Source organism: Dyella sp. CR10 (genome assembly GCF_055814425.1).
The window spans coordinates 3,646,701-3,665,733 of the sequence record NZ_CP185986.1 but is presented as its reverse complement, the minus strand read 5'-3'; the positions used below and the strand labels follow the sequence as shown (position 1 = coordinate 3,665,733).

19 protein-coding genes are annotated in these 19,033 nt (G+C 68.2%); 18 read left to right on the top strand and 1 reads right to left on the bottom strand.

The window, feature by feature from the left end; genetic code table 11:
* The 9 genes from cobO to ACNR9O_RS16550 are packed head-to-tail and all read left to right on the top strand — an operon-like array spanning position 1 to position 8,127.
* Positions 1-612, top strand: a complete 612-nt coding sequence (cobO, locus tag ACNR9O_RS16590) for a cob(I)yrinic acid a,c-diamide adenosyltransferase (protein ID WP_473700802.1) — start codon at positions 1-3, stop codon at positions 610-612.
* Positions 609-1,904: a cobyrinate a,c-diamide synthase gene (locus ACNR9O_RS16585; RefSeq protein ID WP_473686842.1), complete on the top strand. Its 1,296-nt coding sequence runs from the start codon at positions 609-611 to the stop codon at positions 1,902-1,904. The genes cobO and ACNR9O_RS16585 overlap by 4 nt, the downstream gene beginning before the upstream one ends.
* On the top strand, positions 1,901-2,827 hold the full coding sequence (cbiB, locus tag ACNR9O_RS16580; protein ID WP_473686844.1) for an adenosylcobinamide-phosphate synthase CbiB: 927 nt from the start codon (positions 1,901-1,903) through the stop codon (positions 2,825-2,827). The genes ACNR9O_RS16585 and cbiB overlap by 4 nt, the downstream gene beginning before the upstream one ends.
* On the top strand, positions 2,820-3,833 hold the full coding sequence (cobD, locus tag ACNR9O_RS16575; protein ID WP_473686846.1) for a threonine-phosphate decarboxylase CobD: 1,014 nt from the start codon (positions 2,820-2,822) through the stop codon (positions 3,831-3,833). The genes cbiB and cobD overlap by 8 nt, the downstream gene beginning before the upstream one ends.
* Positions 3,830-5,299, top strand: coding sequence for a cobyric acid synthase (locus ACNR9O_RS16570; RefSeq protein ID WP_473686848.1), 1,470 nt, complete (start codon positions 3,830-3,832; stop codon positions 5,297-5,299). The genes cobD and ACNR9O_RS16570 overlap by 4 nt, the downstream gene beginning before the upstream one ends.
* Positions 5,287-5,808, top strand: a complete 522-nt coding sequence (gene cobU / locus ACNR9O_RS16565; RefSeq protein WP_473686850.1) for a bifunctional adenosylcobinamide kinase/adenosylcobinamide-phosphate guanylyltransferase — start codon at positions 5,287-5,289, stop codon at positions 5,806-5,808. The genes ACNR9O_RS16570 and cobU overlap by 13 nt, the downstream gene beginning before the upstream one ends.
* A complete protein-coding gene (cobT, locus tag ACNR9O_RS16560; protein WP_473686852.1) occupies positions 5,805-6,851 on the top strand; it encodes a nicotinate-nucleotide--dimethylbenzimidazole phosphoribosyltransferase in 1,047 nt (348 codons plus the stop codon). Before cobU ends, cobT begins: the two co-directional genes overlap by 4 nt.
* Positions 6,848-7,408 carry a histidine phosphatase family protein gene (locus tag ACNR9O_RS16555; protein WP_473686854.1) on the top strand — a complete coding sequence of 187 codons (561 nt, stop codon included), beginning with the start codon at positions 6,848-6,850 and terminating at the stop codon, positions 7,406-7,408. Before cobT ends, ACNR9O_RS16555 begins: the two co-directional genes overlap by 4 nt.
* Positions 7,405-8,127: an adenosylcobinamide-GDP ribazoletransferase gene (locus ACNR9O_RS16550; RefSeq protein ID WP_473700801.1), complete on the top strand. Its 723-nt coding sequence runs from the start codon at positions 7,405-7,407 to the stop codon at positions 8,125-8,127. The genes ACNR9O_RS16555 and ACNR9O_RS16550 overlap by 4 nt, the downstream gene beginning before the upstream one ends.
* Positions 8,128-8,148: 21 nt before the next feature.
* On the opposite strand, the gene ACNR9O_RS16545 is transcribed toward ACNR9O_RS16550, so the two are convergent.
* Positions 8,149-10,569 carry a TonB-dependent receptor plug domain-containing protein gene (locus ACNR9O_RS16545; protein WP_473686858.1) on the bottom strand — a complete coding sequence of 807 codons (2,421 nt, stop codon included), beginning with the start codon at positions 10,567-10,569 and terminating at the stop codon, positions 8,149-8,151.
* Between the two features lie 274 nt (positions 10,570-10,843).
* Here ACNR9O_RS16545 and ACNR9O_RS16540 point away from each other — a divergent pair, with 274 nt between their 5' ends.
* The 9 genes from ACNR9O_RS16540 (at position 10,844) to ACNR9O_RS16500 (ending at position 19,012) form a co-directional block, all read left to right on the top strand.
* Complete coding sequence (locus ACNR9O_RS16540; RefSeq protein ID WP_473686860.1) at positions 10,844-11,122, top strand: FmdB family zinc ribbon protein; 279 nt, start codon at positions 10,844-10,846, stop codon at positions 11,120-11,122.
* A 109-nt stretch (positions 11,123-11,231) separates the two neighbouring features.
* Positions 11,232-11,789 (top strand): DUF3011 domain-containing protein, encoded by a 558-nt coding sequence (locus tag ACNR9O_RS16535; protein WP_473686862.1) that lies wholly within the window; start codon positions 11,232-11,234, stop codon positions 11,787-11,789.
* Positions 11,790-11,827: 38 nt separating this feature from the next.
* Positions 11,828-12,409 carry a DUF3011 domain-containing protein gene (locus ACNR9O_RS16530; protein ID WP_473686864.1) on the top strand — a complete coding sequence of 194 codons (582 nt, stop codon included), beginning with the start codon at positions 11,828-11,830 and terminating at the stop codon, positions 12,407-12,409.
* 151 nt (positions 12,410-12,560) lie between these two features.
* Positions 12,561-14,330 carry an aspartate--tRNA ligase gene (aspS, locus tag ACNR9O_RS16525; RefSeq protein WP_473686866.1) on the top strand — a complete coding sequence of 590 codons (1,770 nt, stop codon included), beginning with the start codon at positions 12,561-12,563 and terminating at the stop codon, positions 14,328-14,330.
* A 115-nt stretch (positions 14,331-14,445) separates the two neighbouring features.
* Positions 14,446-15,084: an esterase/lipase family protein gene (locus ACNR9O_RS16520; protein WP_473686868.1), complete on the top strand. Its 639-nt coding sequence runs from the start codon at positions 14,446-14,448 to the stop codon at positions 15,082-15,084.
* Between the two features lie 117 nt (positions 15,085-15,201).
* Positions 15,202-15,948, top strand: a complete 747-nt coding sequence (locus tag ACNR9O_RS16515) for a YebC/PmpR family DNA-binding transcriptional regulator (protein WP_473686870.1) — start codon at positions 15,202-15,204, stop codon at positions 15,946-15,948.
* Between the two features lie 43 nt (positions 15,949-15,991).
* The gene (ruvC, locus tag ACNR9O_RS16510) at positions 15,992-16,510 is read left to right on the top strand and encodes a crossover junction endodeoxyribonuclease RuvC (RefSeq protein ID WP_473686872.1); all 519 of its coding nucleotides are present in this window, start codon (positions 15,992-15,994) and stop codon (positions 16,508-16,510) included.
* Positions 16,507-17,106: a Holliday junction branch migration protein RuvA gene (ruvA, locus tag ACNR9O_RS16505; RefSeq protein WP_473686874.1), complete on the top strand. Its 600-nt coding sequence runs from the start codon at positions 16,507-16,509 to the stop codon at positions 17,104-17,106. The genes ruvC and ruvA overlap by 4 nt, the downstream gene beginning before the upstream one ends.
* A 4-nt stretch (positions 17,107-17,110) precedes the next feature.
* On the top strand, positions 17,111-19,012 hold the full coding sequence (locus tag ACNR9O_RS16500; RefSeq protein WP_473686876.1) for a potassium transporter Kup: 1,902 nt from the start codon (positions 17,111-17,113) through the stop codon (positions 19,010-19,012).
* Positions 19,013-19,033: the final 21 nt, after the last annotated feature.

Sequence of the window (19,033 nt, the reverse complement as noted above, 5' to 3'; positions counted from 1 at the left end):
ATGGACGCGACGCCGCCGGAGGTGCTGCGCCATCGCGAGCGCATGCAGCGCAAGAAGGAGCTGGTCGATCGCAAGATCGCTCGCGCCACCATCGACCGTGGCGTGCTGGTGGTGAACACCGGCAACGGCAAGGGCAAGAGCTCATCCGGTTTCGGCATGTTGGCGCGCTCGCTCGGCCACGGGTTCCACTGCGGCGTAGTGCAGTTCATCAAGGGCAGTTTTTCCACCGGCGAAGAAGCATTCTTCCGCCGCTTCCCGGACATGCTCGACTATCACGTGATGGGCGAGGGCTTCACCTGGGAGACGCAGGACAAGGCGCGCGACATCGCCGCGGCGCAGGCCGCCTGGAACATCGCTGCGCGGATGCTGGCGGACGAGCGTCATGACTTCGTGCTGCTGGACGAGCTCAACATCGCCCTGGTCAAGCAGTACGTGACGCTGGAGCAGGTGCTGCCGGCGCTGGCGGCGCGGCCGGAGCGGCAGCATGTGGTGATCACCGGACGCGGCGCGCCGGACGCGCTGGTGGCGGTCGCCGATACGGTGACCGAGATGCGCCTGGTCAAGCATGCGTTCGCTGCCGGCATTCGGGCGCAGAAGGGGATCGAGCTGTGAGTGCCGTGCGCCACGCACCGGCGCTGCTGGTCTCCGCGCCGGCGTCCGGCCAGGGCAAGACGTCCTTCACCGCCGCGCTGGCGCGCGCCCATGCACGGCGCGGCCGGCGTGTACGCGTGTTCAAGACCGGCCCGGATTTCCTCGACCCGATGGTGCTGGCGCGTGCCAGTGGCGCGCCGGTGTACCAGCTCGATCTGTGGATGGGCGGCGAAGACGACGTGCGCTCGCGGCTATACGCGGCAGCGGGCGAGGCCGACCTGATTCTCGTGGAAGGCGTGATGGGGTTGTTCGACGGCGGCACATCCAGCGCCGATCTCGCCCAGCGCCTGGGCCTGCCCGTGCTCGCCGTGATCGACGGCTCGGCCATGGCGCAGACGTTTGGTGCCGTCGCCACCGGGCTGGCGCGTTATCGCGACGGATTGCGGGTACACGGCGTGGCGGCCAACCGCATCGGCGGCGCCTACCATGCGCAACTGCTGGCCGGCAGCCTGCCGCCGGATCTGCATTGGTTCGGCGCGCTGCCGCGCGATCCTGCGCTGGCTTTGCCCGAGCGCCACCTCGGGCTGGTGGTGGCGGATGAGTTGAATGACCTGGACGCGCGGCTCGATGCGCTGGCCGACGCGGTGGAGGCCGATGGCGCGGTCAGGCTGCCGCCGCCGGTCGCATTCGCCGCGGCGACGGCACCCGCGGTGCCGCAGTTGTTGCGTGGACGCCGCATCGCCATCGCGCGAGACGATGCATTCTGTTTCCTCTATCCGGCCAATCTCGACGTCCTGACGCAGGCTGGCGCGGCGCTGTGCTGGTTCTCGCCGCTGGCCGGCGAAGCGCTGCCCGATTGCGATGCGGTGTGGCTGCCGGGCGGCTATCCGGAACTGCACCTGTCGCGCCTGGCGCAGCGGACCGATCTGCATGCCGCGCTGCGCGCGCATGTCGATGCGGGCAAACCGCTGCTGGCCGAATGCGGTGGCATGCTGAGCCTGCTCGATGCGCTGGCCGCGAGTGAGGGCGATGCGCATTCGATGGCCGGATTGCTGCGCGGCTGGGCGGTCGTGCGCAAGCGGCTCGCCGGGCTGGGAATGCAATCGGTGGCTCTGCCGGAAGGAACGCTGCGCGGGCACACCTTCCACTACGCTCACGCCGAGATCGACGCACCTGTGCTCGCCTACGCCGCCAATCCCGACGGCGGACCGGCGAGCGAAGCGGTGTATCGGCGGCAGCGGCTGACGGCCAGCTTCGTGCATGTCTATTTCCCTTCCGCACCGGACGCGGCACTGCGGCTGTTCCTGCCATGAGCGGCGCGCTCGCGCTGACGCTCGCCATGCTGCTGGACGCAGTGCTGGGCGAACCGCGGCGCGCGCATCCGCTGGTGGCCTTCGGGCGGTGGGCGCAGCGGGTGGAGCGGTTCGTCTATCGCGATGCGCGGGGTGCGGGCGCTATCGCCTGGTGCCTGGCGGTGCTGCCGTTCGCCGGCGTGGCCTGGTTGTGCACAGTGCTGCTCCAGGGGCTTCCGTCCGGCGAGCTGGCTTTCGGCGTCGGCGCGCTCTATCTCGCGGTTGGCCATCGCAGCCTCGGCGAGCATGCGCTGCCGGTCGCCGCGGCGTTGGAGCAAGGCGACCTGGCCGCGGCGCGCGCGGCGGTGGGGCGCATGGTCAGTCGCGACACCGACAGGCTCGATGCGCGCCAGGTCGCCGCGGCGGCAACCGAGTCGGTGCTCGAGAACGGTAGCGACGCGGTATTCGGCGCGTTGTTCTGGTTCGCGCTGCTGGGCGCGCCCGGGGCGGTGCTGTACCGCCTCGTGAACACGCTGGACGCGATGTGGGGTTATCGCAACGCGCGCTATGGCCGCTTCGGCTGGATGGCGGCGCGCACGGACGATGTGCTCAATGCGGTACCTGCGCGCCTGACCGCGCTGACTTATGTCGTGCTCGGGCACGCCCGGACCGGGTGGCGCTGCTGGCGTATGCAGGCGCGCGCCTGGGACAGCCCGAACGCAGGGCCGGTCATGGCGGCCGGTGCGGGGGCGCTTGCCGTACAGCTCGGCGGCGCGGCGCCCTACGAAGGCGTGTGGGAGGAGCGGCCGGTGCTGGGAATGGGCGGCGCGCCAAGCGCAGACACGATCCGCCGTGCGGTGCGGCTGGTGCGCAACGGCGTCGTGCTGTGGCTGGTCGTCGCCTGGATCGTGGCCTGGTTGTACCGGGGGTACTCGCATGCTTGAACATGGCGGAAGGTTGCGGCGCGCGGCGCGCGAGTTCGGCATCGCGCCGGCGGCATGGCTCGACTTGTCCACCGGCGTCAGTCCGTTCGCCTGGCCCGTGCCGCCGGTGCCGGCGGCCGCATGGCATCGCCTGCCGGAAGACGAGGATGATCTGATCGACGCGGCGCGCGCTTATTACGGCCAGGACGCATGGTTGCCTGTTGCCGGTTCGCAGGCCGCGATCCAGACGCTGCCCGCGCTGCGCGATCGCTCGCGCGTCGGCGTGCTGGCGCCGGGTTATGCCGAGCACGCGCAGGCGTGGCGGCGCGCCGGGCACGCGGTCGAATGTCGTGATGCCGAAGCGCTGTTCGCGCAGGCGCCGCTCTATGACGTGATCGTGCTGATCCATCCCAACAATCCCGGCGGCGAGCGTTTCGAGAGGCGCGATCTGCTCGCCTTGCACGATGCGCTCGCGCGACGCGGCGGCTGGCTGGTAGTGGACGAGGCGTTCATCGATGCCACGCCCGAGCGAAGTCTCTGCGTGGTGCCGGCGCGGCCGGGGCTGATCGTGCTGCGTTCGGTGGGCAAATTCTTCGGCCTGGCTGGCGCGCGCGCGGGGTTCGTGAGCGCCGACCCGGCGCTGCTGGCCGCGCTGCGCGAACGGCTCGGGCCGTGGACGCTGAGCGGCCCGACCCGTCACGTGCTCGCGCTGGCACTGGCCGATCGCGCCTGGCAGGCGGCGCAACGCGAGCGTCTGCGGATGACCAGTGCGAGGCTCGCGGCATTGCTGGAACGGTACGGGCTCGCACCGAGCGCGAGCTGTGCGTTCTTCCACTGGTGTCTCGATCGGCGAGCGCCGCAGCTGTACCGCGCACTGGCGCGGCAAGGCGTACTGGTGCGCCTGTTCGACGAGCCGGCCAGCCTGCGCTTCGGCCTGCCGGGCGACGACGCGGCGTTCGCGCGCCTGGAGGCTGCACTGGCAAGCTTGAGCGAATGCGCACCGACGACAGCGGAGGCCGCGCCATGAGCGCTCGCGTACTGATGGTTCAAGGCTGCACGTCCGATGCGGGCAAGAGCACACTGGTGGCCGCGCTGTGCCGCTGGTTGCATCGTCGCGGCATGGCGGTGGCGCCGTTCAAGCCGCAGAACATGGCGCTGAACTCGGCGGTGACGGCGGATGGCGGTGAGATCGGGCGGGCGCAGGCGGTGCAGGCGCAGGCGGCCGGCGTGGCGCCGCATACCGATTTCAACCCGGTGCTGCTGAAGCCGAACTCGGATATCGGCGCGCAGGTGATCGTGCAGGGTCGCGCCGTGGGCAGCATGGATGCACGCGACTATCACGCTTACAAGCGCATCGCCATGGATGCCGTGCTCGCCGCGCATGGCCGGCTGGTTCAGCGCTACGACGCGGTGGTGGTGGAAGGCGCGGGCAGTCCGGCCGAGATCAATCTGCGCGACCGCGACATCGCCAACATGGGCTACGCCGAGGCGGTCGATTGCCCGGTACTGCTGGTGGCGGACATCGATCGCGGCGGCGTGTTCGCACATCTGGTCGGTACGCTGGCATTGCTTTCGCCGAGCGAGCGCGCACGCGTCGCGGGTTTCGTGATCAACCGCTTCCGCGGCGACCTTGCACTGCTGCAGCCGGGGCTGGACTGGCTGGAAAGGGAGACGGGCAAGCCAGTGCTCGGCGTGCTGCCGTATCTGCACGGGCTGCATCTGGAAGCGGAGGACGCGTTGCCCCGCGATGCGGGGCGCGACGATGCGGCTCTGCGCATCGCCGTGCCGGCACTGCCGCGCATCAGCAACCACACCGACTTCGACGCGCTGCGCGCGCACCCGCAGGTGGATGTACGTCTGGTCGGGCCGGGCCAGGCGCCGCCGCCGTGCGATCTGATCATCCTGCCGGGTTCGAAGGCGACTCGTGCGGACCTGGCCTGGCTGCGAGCCCATGGCTGGGAAGAGGCCATCACCAGGCATCTGCGCTATGGCGGCCGGGTCGCCGGCATCTGCGGCGGCTTCCAGATGCTGGGGCGCGCTGTGCACGATCCGCTCGGCATCGAGGGTGTGCCCGGTTCCAGTCCCGGGTTGAACCTGCTCGATCTGGAAACCACGCTGGAAGCCGAGAAACAGCTTCATCGCGTGCGCGGGCGGCTGGCGTTCGACGACGCGGGGGTGGAGGGCTACGAGATTCACTGCGGCCGCTCCCGCGGCGACGCGCTGGGACAGCCGTTGTGTCGGCTCGACGACGGCCGTGCGGATGGCGCGGTATCGGCGGACGGCCAGATCATCGGCAGCTATCTGCATGGCCTGTTCGACGAGCCATCGGCCCAGGCGGCGTTGCTGCACTGGGCCGGGCTGCGCGACGCCGAAGCAGTGGATGTGCGTGCGCTGCGCGAAGCGAGCCTGGAACGCCTGGCCGATGCCGTGGAAACACATCTGGATACGGCCCGTCTCGCCGTGTGGCTGGGAGTCGCACCGTGCGCAGCCTGATCCTCGGCGGTGCCCGCTCGGGCAAGAGCGCGCTGGCTGAACGCATGGCGACGGCGACCGGCAAGGAGGTGATCTACATCGCCACCGCGCAGGCGCTGGACGGCGAGATGACGGCGCGCATCGCCCACCACCGCGCACAACGTCCCGCGCACTGGTTGAGCATTGAAGAACCGCACGCACTGGCTGGGGCTTTGCGCGCGCATGCACGCCCCGACCGCTGTGTGCTGGTGGATTGCCTCACGCTATGGCTGAGCAACCTGCTCGGCCACGAGGATGGCGAGTGCTTCATGCGTGAGCGCACAGCCTTGCTCGATGTACTGCCGGCGCTATCCGGCACGGTGATTCTGGTGAGTAACGAAGTCGGCCTCGGCGTGGTGCCGCTGGGCGAACTCAGTCGTCGTTTCGTCGACGAAGCCGGCCGCTTGCATCAGTCCCTCGCGGCGCGTTGCGAGCGCGTGTTGTTCATCGCGGCAGGCTTGCCGCTGGCCCTCAAGGGAGATCTGCCATGAGTAAGCCCTGGTGGCGCGCGTCCTGCCGCGCCGTGGATGAAGTCGCCTTCGCGGCGGCGCGCGCGCATCAGGCGCGGCTGACCAAGCCGCCCGGCTCGCTGGGTGTGCTGGAGGACGCCGCCGTACGCCTGGCCGCGTTGCAAGGCACGCCGCGACCGGGGCTGGAGCGCGTATGGATCAGCGTCTTTGCCGCCGATCATGGCGTGGCCGGCGAGGGCGTGTCCGCGTTCCCGCAGGCGGTGACGGGCGAGATGGTGCGCAATTTCGCCGCCGGCGGCGCGGCGATCAGCGTGCTCGCGCGAGAGCTGGGCGCATCGCTGGAAGTGGTGAACCTGGGCACGGTCAACGATCCGGGCGACCTTCCCGGCGTGCGGCGGGCGATCATCGCGGCGCAGACCGCCAACTTCGTGGTGGAGGCGGCCATGACGACAGAGCAGCTGGAGATGGCGCTGGCGGCCGGTGCCGTCAGTGCACGAGCCGCACATGCGGCGCAGGCGCAACTGTTCATCGGCGGCGAGATGGGCATCGGCAATACCACCGCAGCGGCGGCGCTGGCTTGCGCGCTGCTGGGCGAGCCGCCCGAGGTTCTCACTGGCGCGGGAACCGGCGTCGATGAAGAGGGTTTGGCGCGCAAGCGCCGCGCGATCGCAAGCGCTTTGGCCTTGCATGGCGAGGCAGCGACGGCGCTGGATTGGCTGCGCTGCGTGGGCGGGTTCGAGATCGCCGCGCTGGCCGGTGCGTACATCGCCGCGGCGCAGCTGGGCCTGCCGGTGCTGGTGGACGGTTTCATCGCGACTGTCGCCGCATTGGCGGCGACAAGGCTGCAACCCGGCAGCCGCGCATGGATGCTGTTCTCGCATCGCTCACACGAGCGCGGTCATGCCAGCCTGCTGCGCGCGCTCGATGCGGAGCCGCTGCTCGATCTGCGCTTGCGCCTGGGCGAAGCGAGCGGCGCGGCACTCGCGCTGCCGCTGCTGCGCCTCGCCTGCGCATTGCATGGTGGCATGGCGACGTTCGAACAGGCCGGGGTATCGGAGGCATGAGCGCATCGATCGATCTGCTGCGGCATGGCGACACCGGACAGCGCAGTTACCGAGGGCAGCTCGACGACCCCTTGAGCGCGCTGGGCTGGACGCAGCTGCGTGCTGCGGTGGCACAGCGGCAATGGGATGCGGTGGTGTCGTCTTCGTTGCGGCGTTGCGCGGACTTCGCGCGCGAACTGGCGGCGGCACGCGGTGTGCCGCTGAGCATCGATGCGCGCCTGGCCGAGTATCACTTCGGAGCCTGGCAAGGCGTGCCGATCGAAGACATCGCGCAGACCCAGGGTGATGCGCTGGCTCGCTTCTGGGCCGATCCGGTGGCGCACCCGCCGCCGGGCGCGGAAACGTTCGCGCAGTTTCGCGATCGCCTCGCCGCGGCACTGGACGACGTCGCGCGCGAAGTACGAGGCCGGCCGGTGCTGGTCGTGACGCATGGTGGTGCGATCCGCCTGCTGCGCTGCCTGGTGGAAGGGCGCGCATACGGTGACATGGCCGGTATCGACGTGCCGCATGCGTCGCTGCATCCCATTGCCTGGCGGCTGCCGGAGCCGGCGGCCTGATGCGCGGACTGCTGGCCGCCATCGGGTTCCTTACGCGCCTGCCGGTGCCGGCGACGGCGTTGGCCGATGCCGCGGCACGCACGCGTTCGCTGGCGTGGTATCCGGCGGTCGGTTTGTTGCTCGGAGCGCTGTTGAGCGGATTGGCCTGGGCCGTGCACGGCTGGCCACCGTTGCTGGCCGCGGCGCTGGTGCTCGCCGCATGGGTGGCACTGACCGGTGCGCTGCATCTGGACGGACTGGCCGACAGCGCCGATGCGTGGGTCGGTGGCATGGGCGATCGCGCGCGCACGCTGGCGATCATGAAGGATCCGACGTGCGGTCCGATGGGCGTGGTCGCGCTGATGCTGGTGCTGCTGCTGAAGTTCGCGGCACTGGCCAGCGCACCGGCGTGGCCTGGACTGTGGCTGGCACCAGTGCTGGGGCGTGCGGTGCTGGTGGCGGCGTTTCTCGCGTTGCCTTATGCGCGCGCTGGCGGCCTGGGTGAAGCGCTGGTCGGGGCGCCCCGCGTGGTGTGCGCGACAGTGTTGGCGCTGGTGGCCGTGGGATGCCTGTGTTTCGGCCTGCGTGGCATCGAAGCCCTGGCTGTCGCCATGGTGCTGTTCACGGCTTGGCGGCGCGCCTGCCTTCAACGCCTGGGCGGCATGACCGGCGATACCTGCGGCGCATTGGCCGAACTGACCGAGGTGGCCGTGCTCGTGGTGTCGGCGGCGAACGCCTGAGGCGTCCGCCGCCGACGGTCGTTACCAGCGATAGGCCAGCTTGCCGTACACGTAGGCGCCGTTGAAGCCGAACGGCGAGAACACCGAATAGGGCAGGGTGCCGTTGTTGTCGTTGGCGGGGATGACGCGATCCGGATGGGTGTCGAACACGTTGTCCGCGCCGAGGGTGAAGGTCCAGCGGTCGAGGTTGTAGTTCACCGCCAGGTCGAGCAGCCACTTCGCGTCGAAGCTCTGGTCCAGCGCCGCGCTGGTCGAGTTGTACGACGTGAACTTGCCGTAGCGGGTAAGCGTGCCGCTCACGCTCCAGTGGTCGACGTTGTACAGGCTGCTGAGGATCAGCTTGCTGCGCGGCGTGGTATCGGCCAGCAGGCCGTACTGGTCGCGGCGGTCGATACGCTTGAGGTTGAGGCCGAGCGCGGCGAGCGCCGCGGGATTGGCTTTGACGTCGGTGACCTTGTTCTTGTTGTAGTTGTAGCTCAGCGTGGTCTGCAGCGTGCCGGCGTTGCCCAGGTCGAACAAGTAGCTGCCGACCAGGTCGACGCCGCGTGTGCGCGTGTTCACCGCATTGGTGAAGTAGGCGATGCCGCTGTAATTGAGGCCGGTGATGCCGTTGGCGGCCAGATAGCTCTGCACCTTCGCCGAGCTGGTGGCGAGGTTGCTGGACAGCACGATGCGGTTGTCGATGGTGATCTGGTAGAGATCGAGGCTGAGGTTCAGCGGGTCGATCGGATTCCACACTGCACCCACGGTGAAGTTGCGCGACTTCTCCGGTTTCAGCGGCTCGCCGCCGAGCAGCGTGGCGACCTTGCTGGTGGAAGGCACGATGCCGGTGTTGTAGATGCCGGGCGGCAGGCCCAGCGAATTGCCGGCGCCGTAGTACAGCGAGGAAATGTACGAATAGTTCTGCTGTGCCAGCGACGGTGCGCGGAAGCCGGTGGAGGCGCTGCCGCGCAGGGCGAAGCGATCGGTGAAGTCGTAGCGCAGGGCCAGCGAGCCGGAGGTGGTGTTGCCGAAATCGGTGTAGTCCTCATGGCGCACGGCCAGCGAGGTGCCGAGCTTGTCGGTGAGGTTGGTTTCCAGGCTGACGTATTCGGCCACGTCGTGCCGGGAGTGCGAGCCGGCATTGGCGGGCTGAAAACCGCCGAAGCCCTGCGCGCCACCGGACACGCCGGAGGTGCCCGTGTAGTACGAAGGCAGATCGCCTGCATCGATCTTGTAGCTCTGGCGCAGGTACTCCGCGCCGAACGCCAGCGTCACCGGGTTGGGCAACCAGCTGGTGGAGAACTCTTTGGCGAGATCCACATCGAGAGACTGCTGGTTGGCCGAGAGAATGCCGTCGTGGAAGCGCGTCGGGCTATAGCCGAAGTCGTGCAGGAAGGCCCGGTTCACGCTGTTTTGCGTGGCGTAGGAGACGCGGTTGCCGCCGTAGTTCGCGCTGACGTCCCAGCGCCAGCCGCCAGCTGTCTTGCCGCGGATGCCCAGCACGAGTGAACGATCCAGCGAATCGGCGTTCTCCAGCGGCAGGTAGCCGTTGGGATACAACGACGGCACCGAGTTGCTGTTGGCGAGATTGCGGAAGAATGCCGGCGAGGTGCTGTCGCGCTTGCCCACGTGGCCGAAGGCGTACAGCTCCACCGACGGGGTGAGGTTGTACTGACCGTTGAGGAACAGGTTGTGGTCGCCCACTTCGGGATCGCCGAAGCGCTGGGTGGTGCCTTCCCACGCGCGGGTGCGATTGGGCATCGAGCGGTTGGTGTAGTCCTGGTGGCCGTTCTGCACGGTGAAGCGCAGCCAGCCCTGGTCGTTGTTGAGCGGCAAGCCGAAACTGGCCGCGCCCTGCCATTGCCGGCCGTCGCCGGCGGAGTACTGGCCGCCGCTCAGTTCGACCGAGCCGCCCTCGGCGCCCTTTTTCAGCACGATGTTGATGACGCCGGCGATGGCGTCTGAGCCGTATTGCGCCGAAGCGCCGTCGCGCAGCACTTCGATATGGTCGATCGCCGCCATCGGGATGGTGTTGAGATCCACCGCCTGCGAACCGCGGCCGAGCACGCCGTTGGTGAGGATGATCGCGCCGGGATGCCAGCGCTTGCCGTTGACCAGCACCAGCACCTGGTCGGGGGAGAGGCCACGCAGCTGCGCGGGGCGCTGCGAATCGGCGGTATCCGCCGCCGCGGGGCGCGGGAAGGTGAGCGAGGGGATGATGCGCGCCAGCGCGGTGGACAGTTCGGCGGTGCCGGTCTGCTGCAACACCTTGGTCGAGACCACGTCGATCGGTGTCAGCGAGCTGCTTTCGGTACGGTTGTCGGCGCGTGTGCCGGTGACGATCACCTCGCCGAGGTTCTTGGCTTTATCGGGGGCGGGCGCGGCGTCCTGTGCGCCGGCGGCGCCGGCCGACAAGGCCAGCAACAGTGCGTACGCGAGCTTGCGGTAAGGCTGGTGCATCGGTTCTCCCCATCTAAGAATATGCGTGCTGTAGTGCAGCAATCGCAGGCTAGACCTCGCCGGAATGCCGCGTCAATAGCCGTATAGACGTCCAAGTCTGTTTTATCTGGACGGGTTTTTCGGTGTCCGGCGAGCTGTGGCAACCCACGCCATGGCCGGGCTCCAGGCCCCGGAGGCCGCCTCCCGAGAGCCCTCCGGGGCGTTGAAATCGGCCGGTTCGGCTCGATAATGGCGGGTTGCCGGCGCCCGCGCCGGCCCGAACGACGGAGTCACCATGCCTATCTATGAATTCGAATGCAGCGGCTGCGGTCACCGTTTCGACCGGCTGCAGAAGCTGTCCGACCCCGATCCTTCCGTGTGCCCCGAGTGCGCGGTGCAGGACAAGGTGCAGCGCCGGGTGAGCGCCCCGCAGTTCCGCCTGGCCGGCGGCGGCTGGTATGAGACCGACTTCAAGAAAGACGGCGACAAGAAGCGCAACCTGGCCGGCGACGGCGGTGGCAGCGCGCCGGCACCTGCTCCCGCCCACGCTCCCGCGGCTTCGGGCGGCGACTGAACCCCGGGCGACTGCCCGTGAATTCCTTGCGGATAGATCGCAAGATATTCAATCGCCGTTGCCCTGGCTGAGCTAGCTTGGCTCCCACCTCAACACAGGGTGGAAAGCGATGAGCGCTATCGGCAGGGGGATGTTCGCGGTCGTCCTGGTGGCCGCCGGCTGGGCGTCGGCGGGGGTGTCGCCAGTCCGTGCCCAGAGCTGGGACGAGAACAGCCAGACCGTGTATTGCGCCAGCAACGACGGCCGCCGGTCCGATTGCCGGACGCCGTGGGAAGAGTCGGCGCTGGTCAAGCAGGTTTCCAATACCCGTTGCGTGGAAGGCCGGAACTGGGGCAGCAATGGCCGCTACAGCATCTGGGTGGACGGCGGCTGCCGCGCCAATTTCGGTCCGGGGCGCGGCGGCTGGCGCGGGCGTGGCCGCGATGACGATGACGACGATGACGATGACGACCGCGGCAACGTCGAAACGGTCGAAGTGCGCTGCGAGAGCAACCACGGCGAGCAACAGGTCTGCCCGGTGGGCATCGGGCGCGATGGCAACGTGTGGATGTCGCGCAAGCTGTCCAACTCTCGCTGCGTGGAAGACGACAGCTGGGGCTGGGACCGCCGCGGCATCTGGGTCGACCAGGGTTGCCGAGCTATCTTTCAGGTCGAACGTCGCCGCTGAGCGGCGCCTTCTTTTTATATCTATCGGACAGGCATCCAATGAGCGCTATCAGCAAGGGAATAGGGGCGATGGCCGTGATCGTCGCCGGATGGGGCGTGAGCGCGCCGGTGGTCCACGCGCAGAGCTGGGACGACCGTAGCCAGACGGTTTATTGCGCCAGCACGGATAGCCGTTTCGTCCGCTGCCGCACGCCCTGGCCCGAATCGCAGCTAGTCAAGCAGGTGTCCGATACCCGCTGCGTGTACGGCCAGACCTGGGGCAACGACCGGGGCAGCGTATGGGTCGATCGCGGCTGCCGCGCCAACTTCGGCCCGGCGCGTGGCGGCTGGGGCGGCGGGCGTCCTCCGGGCTGGAACGATGGCGGCTATCCCTATCCCGGCCAGGGTCCGGGCTGGGGCGGTGGCCCCGGTGCGGGGCGTCCATTCGAAGTGCGCTGCGACAGCAACAGCGGGCGCTATCAGGTGTGTCCGGTGGATCTGGGGCGCGGTGCCAGCGTGAGGCTGGTGCGGCGTTTGTCCGATTCGCGCTGCGTGGAAGGCTACAGCTGGGGTACGGATCGCCGCGGCATCTGGGTGGATCAGGGCTGCCGTGCCATCTTCCAGGTGGATCGCCGCTGGTAAGCATTGGCACGGGCGGGGCCGGGATCGTCGCGGGCGTCCCGGTTCCGCCCTGTCGCGACGGTCTCCCTGTGCGCGCGCCGCGGCCCCTCCCTGTTACCATTCCGGGTCTTTTCACGCATCACGCCGCCAAGCGGCCCGGAGTTTCAAGCGCATGCGCACGCATTACTGCGGCCTCATCGACGAGGCGCTGATCGGTCAGACCGTCACCCTGTGCGGCTGGGTCAATACCCTCCGCCTGCAAAGCCACGTCGCCTTCGTCGACCTGCGCGACCACGAGGGCATCGCTCAGGTGGTGGTGGAGCGCGACAACGCCGCGGCGTTCGCGGTGGCCGGCGAGATCGGCTACGAGTACTGCCTGCGCGTGACCGGCACGATCCGCAAGCGCCTGTCGGCCAACGACAAGCTCAAGACCGGTACGGTGGAACTGCTGGCCGACCAGGTGGAAATCCTCAATGCCGCGAAGGACCTGCCGTTCGCGCTGCACGAGAATCCCAACGAGGACATGCGGATGACCTACCGCTACCTCGACCTGCGCCGCCCGGAAATGCAGCGCATGATGCGCACCCGCATCAAGCTGGTACAGGCGCTGCGCCGTTATCTCGACGCGCGCGGCTTCCAGGACATCGAAACGCCCATCCTCACCAAGGCCACGCCCGAGGGCGCGCGCGACTACCTGGTGCCCAGCCGCGTGCATGCGGGCCAGTTCTACGCGTTGCCGCAGTCGCCGCAGCTGTTCAAGCAGATCCTGATGATGGCCGGCTTCGATCGCTACTATCAGATCGCCCGCTGCTTCCGCGACGAAGACCTGCGTGCCGACCGGCAGCCGGAGTTCACCCAGCTCGACCTCGAGTTCGCCTTCGTCGAAGAGAAGGACGTGCAGGACTTCGTGGAGGAGCTGATCCGCCACGTGTTCCAGGAAGTGCAGGGCGTGGAGCTGGACGCCACCTTCCCGCGCATGACCTGGGCCGAAGCCATGCGCCGCTTCGGCTCGGACAAGCCGGACCTGCGCATCGCGCTGGAGTTGGTCGACGTCGCCGAGGCGCTCAGGCACGTCGAGTTCAAGGTATTCGCCGAGCCGGCCAACGACCCGTCCGGCCGCGTGGCCGCGCTGCGCCTGCCGGACGGCGCGGCGCTGAGCCGCAAGGACATCGACCAGCTGACCGAGTACGTCGCCAAGTACGGCGCCAAGGGGCTGGCGTGGATCAAGATCGACGACCTGGCCAAGGGCCGCGAAGGCGTCAATTCGCCGGTGGCGAAATTTCTCGACGATGCCGCGCTGACGGCCATGCTCAAGGCCACCGGCGCGCAGAACGGCGACATCGTGTTCGTCGGCGCCGGCAAGTGGAAGACGGTCACCGACTTCATGGGCGCGCTGCGCCTGAAGGTCGGCAAGGACCGCGGCATGGTGGAGAACGCCTGGAAGCCGCTGTGGGTCACCGACTTCCCGATGTTCGAGTACGATGAGGAAGAGCAGCGCTTCGTCGCGCTCCATCATCCCTTCACCGCGCCGAAAGTGGACGACATCGCCGATCTGCGCGCCAACGCGGCGATCGCGGTGAGCCGCGGCTATGACATGGTGCTCAACGGCAACGAGATCGGCGGCGGCTCCATCCGTATCCACCGGCCGGACATGCAGAGCGCGGTGTTCGATCTGCTCGGTATCGGTCCGGACGAAGCGGAAGCCAAGTTCGGCTTCCTGCTCAAGGCGCTGAAATTCGGCGCGCCGCCGCATGGCGGCCTGGCCTTCGGTATCGACCGCATTGCGGCGCTGATGGCCGGCACCGAATCGATCCGCGACGTGATCGCCTTCCCCAAGACCACCAGCGCGCAGGACCTGATGACGGATGCGCCGTCGGCGGTGCCGGAGGTGCAGCTCAAGGAGCTGCACGTGAAGGTGGCGGTGGAGCCGTCGAACGGCTGAGTGTTTTTGCGGTCTTGAGGATATGTGATGGGCGGGGCGGCGCCGCGACGGCGGCCCCGTTTATCGTGCCGTTCTTTGTTGTGGAACCCGCTGCTCTGAAGACGCGCCGTCCCTGATGACCGACCACGTGATCCTGCTGCATGGCCTGTGGATGCGCGGCTTCGCGCTGCTCATGCTGCACCGGCGCCTGATGGAAGCGGGCTTTCGCGTGCACCGCTTCGACTACATGAGCGTGGCCGCCGCCCAGGAGCAGACCATCGCGCGCCTGCAGGCGCGCATGCGTACGGTGGCGCCTGACGGCGGGCCGGTGCATCTGGTCGGTCACAGCCTCGGCGGCCTGCTGGCGCTGCGCGCCTGCGTGGATGACGGCGACCTGCCGGGCGGACGCATCGTCTGCCTGGGTTCGCCGCTCAAAGGCAGTGCCGCGGCGCGCGCGTTCGCCACGCTGGGGCGCGGTGGCGGCGTGCTGCTCGGGCACAACCGCGCCCTGCTCGAATATGGCTTCGACCAATGGACCGGCAAGCGCGAAGTCGGCGTGATCGCCGGACGCCTGCCGATCGGGCTGGGGCGCGTGCTGGGGCAGCTTGACGGCGAACATGACGGTACCGTGGCAGTAGCCGAGACGCGGTTGCCCGGCATCGCCGATCACTGCCTGGTCGAGGCCAACCACACCGGATTGCTGTTCTCCGCCGAGACCGGACGCCAGATCGCCTGTTTCCTGAGGCAAGGCCGGTTCGGCCCGCCCGCAGCCTGAGTCGGGCCTGCCTCTGCGGCATGACGCCGCGCCCCGGAAGTGGTCGCCTTGCCAGTTCGCCGGGCGGAAGGGATAAAATCCGCCCCTTTCCGCACGCATCGCAGCCAGGAACACGCCATGGGTAGAGGCCCGTCCATCGAAGGTCGCAAGAATGCCGAAGACGCCAAGCGCGCCAAGGTGTTCACCAAGCTGATCCGCGAAATCACCATCGCCACGCGCGGTGGCGTGCCCGACCCGGCCGGCAATCCGCGCCTGCGCGCGGCGGTCGACAAGGCCCTGGCGGCCAATATGACCAAGGACACCATCGAGCGCGCGATCAAGCGTGGCTCGGGTGCCGAAGGCGGCGCCGACATGCACGAGGTGCGCTACGAGGGCTATGGCCCGGCCGGCACCGCGCTGATCATCGACTGCGTCACCGACAACCAGACCCGCACCGTGGCCGACGTGCGCGCTGCGCTCAACAAGACCGGCGGCAACATGGGCACCACCAATTCGGTGGCGTTCCAGTTCACCCGCGTGGGTCAGGTGGTGGTGCACACCGGCGGCAATGCGGAGCTCGAGGTGAAGCTGGAAGAGTCGGCGATCGAGAACAACGCCGAAGACATCGTGATCGAGAACGGTGTCGGCACCGTGCTGCTCGCTGCCGACCCGATCGCGGTCGAAGCCATGCGCAAGGCCATCGTCGCGGCCGGTTTCGAAGTGGATAGCTCGGACGTGGTGATGCGCCCGAACGGACCGCTGGTGACGCCCACCGGCGAAGCGCTGGAGCAGTTCGAGAAGCTGCTCGAACGCCTCAACGGCCTGGATGACGTGGACGAGGTCTACCACAACGCCGTGCTGCCGCACGACGCGGAAGACGAGTGAGGCCGCGTGCCGCCCTCGGGCGGCCGGTGGTCACGCCATCGCCATGACCCGCATCATCGGCATCGACCCGGGCAGTCAGCGCACCGGTGTGGGCATCATCGACGTGGATGCGGCGGGCAAGCTGTCGCACGTATTCCACGGCGCGCTGGCGGTGGCGGGCGAGGCCAGTTTTCCGCTCCGTCTGAAACGCATATTTGACGAGCTGTGTGACATCATCGCCGCCCATCGGCCGGATGAATGCGGCATCGAACGCGTGTTCATGGCGCGCAACGCCGATTCGGCCCTGAAGCTTGGGCAGGCGAGGGGGGCCGCGATCTGCGCGGTAGTCAGCCGGGGAATCGCGGTGCACGAATATGCGGCGACGGAAGTGAAGCAGTCGGTGGTCGGCAGTGGCCGCAGCGACAAGACCCAGGTGCAGCACATGATCGGCGTATTGCTCGGCCTGAAGGGCCCTCTGCAGGCAGATGCCGCGGACGCGCTGGCGATCGCCGTGACCCACGCGCATACCCGCGCGAGCCTCGCCCGCGTCGGCATCCCCCGCACTGCCTGGAGGCGCCGATGATCGGCCGCCTGCGTGGAGTGCTGGTCTCCAAGCAGCCGCCGTGGCTGCTGGTCGAAGTGGGGGGCGTCGGCTACGAGCTCGAGGCGCCGATGTCCACCATCTACGACCTGCCGCCCACCGGCAAGGAAGTGACCCTGCTTACGCACTACGCGGTGAAGGAAGACAGCGTCGCGCTGTACGGTTTTCTGCATGAGGCCGAGCGCGCGCTGTTCCGCAATCTGCAGAAAGTCAGCGGGATCGGCGCGAAGATCGCGCTGTCGGTGCTGTCCGGTGTGTCCACCAACGATTTCGCGCGGCTGGTACAGGCCGGCGACGTGGTCGCGCTGACCAAGATCCCCGGCATCGGCAAGAAGACCGCCGAACGCATGGTGGTGGAACTGCGCGACCGCGTGGACGGGCTGGCCGTGAGCCTGCCCGGCGCGATCGGCAAGGGCGCAGGTGCGCCGCTGGATCCCGCCGGCGAGGCCACGGTGGCCTTGCAGCAGCTTGGCTACAAGCCTGCCGAAGTCACGCGGCTGGTGCAGAAGGTCGCCGCCGAGGGCGACAGCGCCGAGGCCATTATCCGCAAGGCGCTGCGCGCCGCATTAGGAGCTTGAGCCAGTGAGTCAGGACACCCTGCACGGCGTCGATGCCGACACCAAGCGCCGCCTCGCCGCCCTCGCGCTGGGCGCGGTCGGCGTGGTCTACGGCGACATCGGCACCAGCCCGCTGTACACGCTGCAGACGACGCTCAGCCACGACGACATGCATCCCACGCCGGAAAGCATCTTCGGCGTGCTGTCGTTGATCTTCTGGGCGCAGATCATCGTGGTCTCGTTGAAGTACGTGGTCTTCATCATGCGTGCGGACAACAAGGGCGAGGGCGGCATCATGGCCCTGCTCGCGCTGGCCCTGCGCAGCGCGCGCGGCGATGCGCGCATGCGCTGGATCCTGGCCATTCTGGGCATCTTCGGGGCGGCGCTGTTCTATGGCGACGGCGTGATCACCCCGGCCATCTCGGTGCTGTCCGCAGTGGAAGGTATGAAGGTGGCCGTGCCTGACCTGCCGCACTGGGTGGTGCCGGTGACCTCGGTGGTGATCCTGTTCCTGCTGTTCGCGTTGCAGCGGCATGGCACCGAGCGGGTGGGCAAGCTGTTCGGGCCGGTGATGGTGATCTGGTTCCTGGTGATCGCCGCGCTGGGCGTGAGCATGATCGCCCAGAACCCGCACGTACTGCTGGCGCTGAACCCGATGTACGGCGTGAAGTTCTTCATGACCCACGGCATGCAGGCCTTCATCGCGCTGGGTGGCGTGGTGCTGGCGCTGACCGGCGCCGAGGCGCTCTATGCGGACATGGGCCACTTCGGCAAGAAGCCCATTCGCCTGGCCTGGTTCAGTTTCGTGCTGCCGGCACTGGTGTTGAATTACTTCGGCCAGGGCGCGCTGCTGCTGGATCATCCGGACGCGATCGACAACCCGTTCTTCAAGCTGGTGCCGAAGATCATGCTGTACCCGATGATCGGCCTGGCCACCATCGCCACGGTGATCGCGTCGCAGGCGGTGATCTCCGGCGCCTTCTCGATGACGCGCGAGGCGATGTCGCTGGGCTACTCCCTGCGCATGCCGATCGTGCACACCTCGCGCGAGATGTCCGGCCAGATCTTCGTGCCGTGGGTCAACAGCTTTCTGCTGGTGATGGTGCTGATCGCGGTACTGGGCTTCCGCAGCTCGGAGAACCTGAGCGCGGCCTACGGTATCGCGGTGACCGGCACCATGACGGTGACCACCATCCTGGCCCTGGTGGTGGCCCGATACCAGTGGCACTGGAGCCGCCTCACCGTCGCATTCGCCGGCGTGCTGCTGTTGACGATCGACCTGTCGTTCCTCAGCGCCAACGTGATCAAGATCGAGTACGGCGGCTGGTTCCCGCTGGTGCTGGGCGTGGCCGTGTTCATCGTGATGACCACCTGGCGCCGCGGTCGCGAGCTGGTGGTGCGCGAGATCAAGCAGTCGGGCCTGGCGCTGGAACCCTTCATCGAGAACGTCAGCGAGCATCCGCCGCTGCGCGTGCCCGGCACGGCCGTGTTTCTTACCGCCAACCAGCACGCGGTGCCGCATGCGCTGCTGCACAACCTCAAGCACAACAAGGTGCTGCACGAGCGCAACGTGCTGTTGACCGTGGAGATGCTGGAAACGCCGGTGGCGGATGCTGACGAGCGCATCCAGATTTCGTCGCTGGGCGGCGATTTCTACGGCCTGGAGTTGCGCTTCGGCTTCGCCGAGGACCCGAACATCCCGCAGGCCTTGTCGCGCTGTTCGAAGGCCGGCCTGGCCTTCGACATGATGGACACCACCTTCTTCCTGTCGCGCGAGACCATCATCGCGGACGAGCGCCGGCCGGGCATGGCGCTATGGCGTGACAAGCTGTTCGCCTTCATGGCCCGCAACGCGCTGCCGGCGACGGCCTTCTTCCAGATTCCCGGCAATCGGCTGATCGAGCTGGGCGCACAGGTGGAGATCTGAGCCTCCGGGCCCTACGGCCCG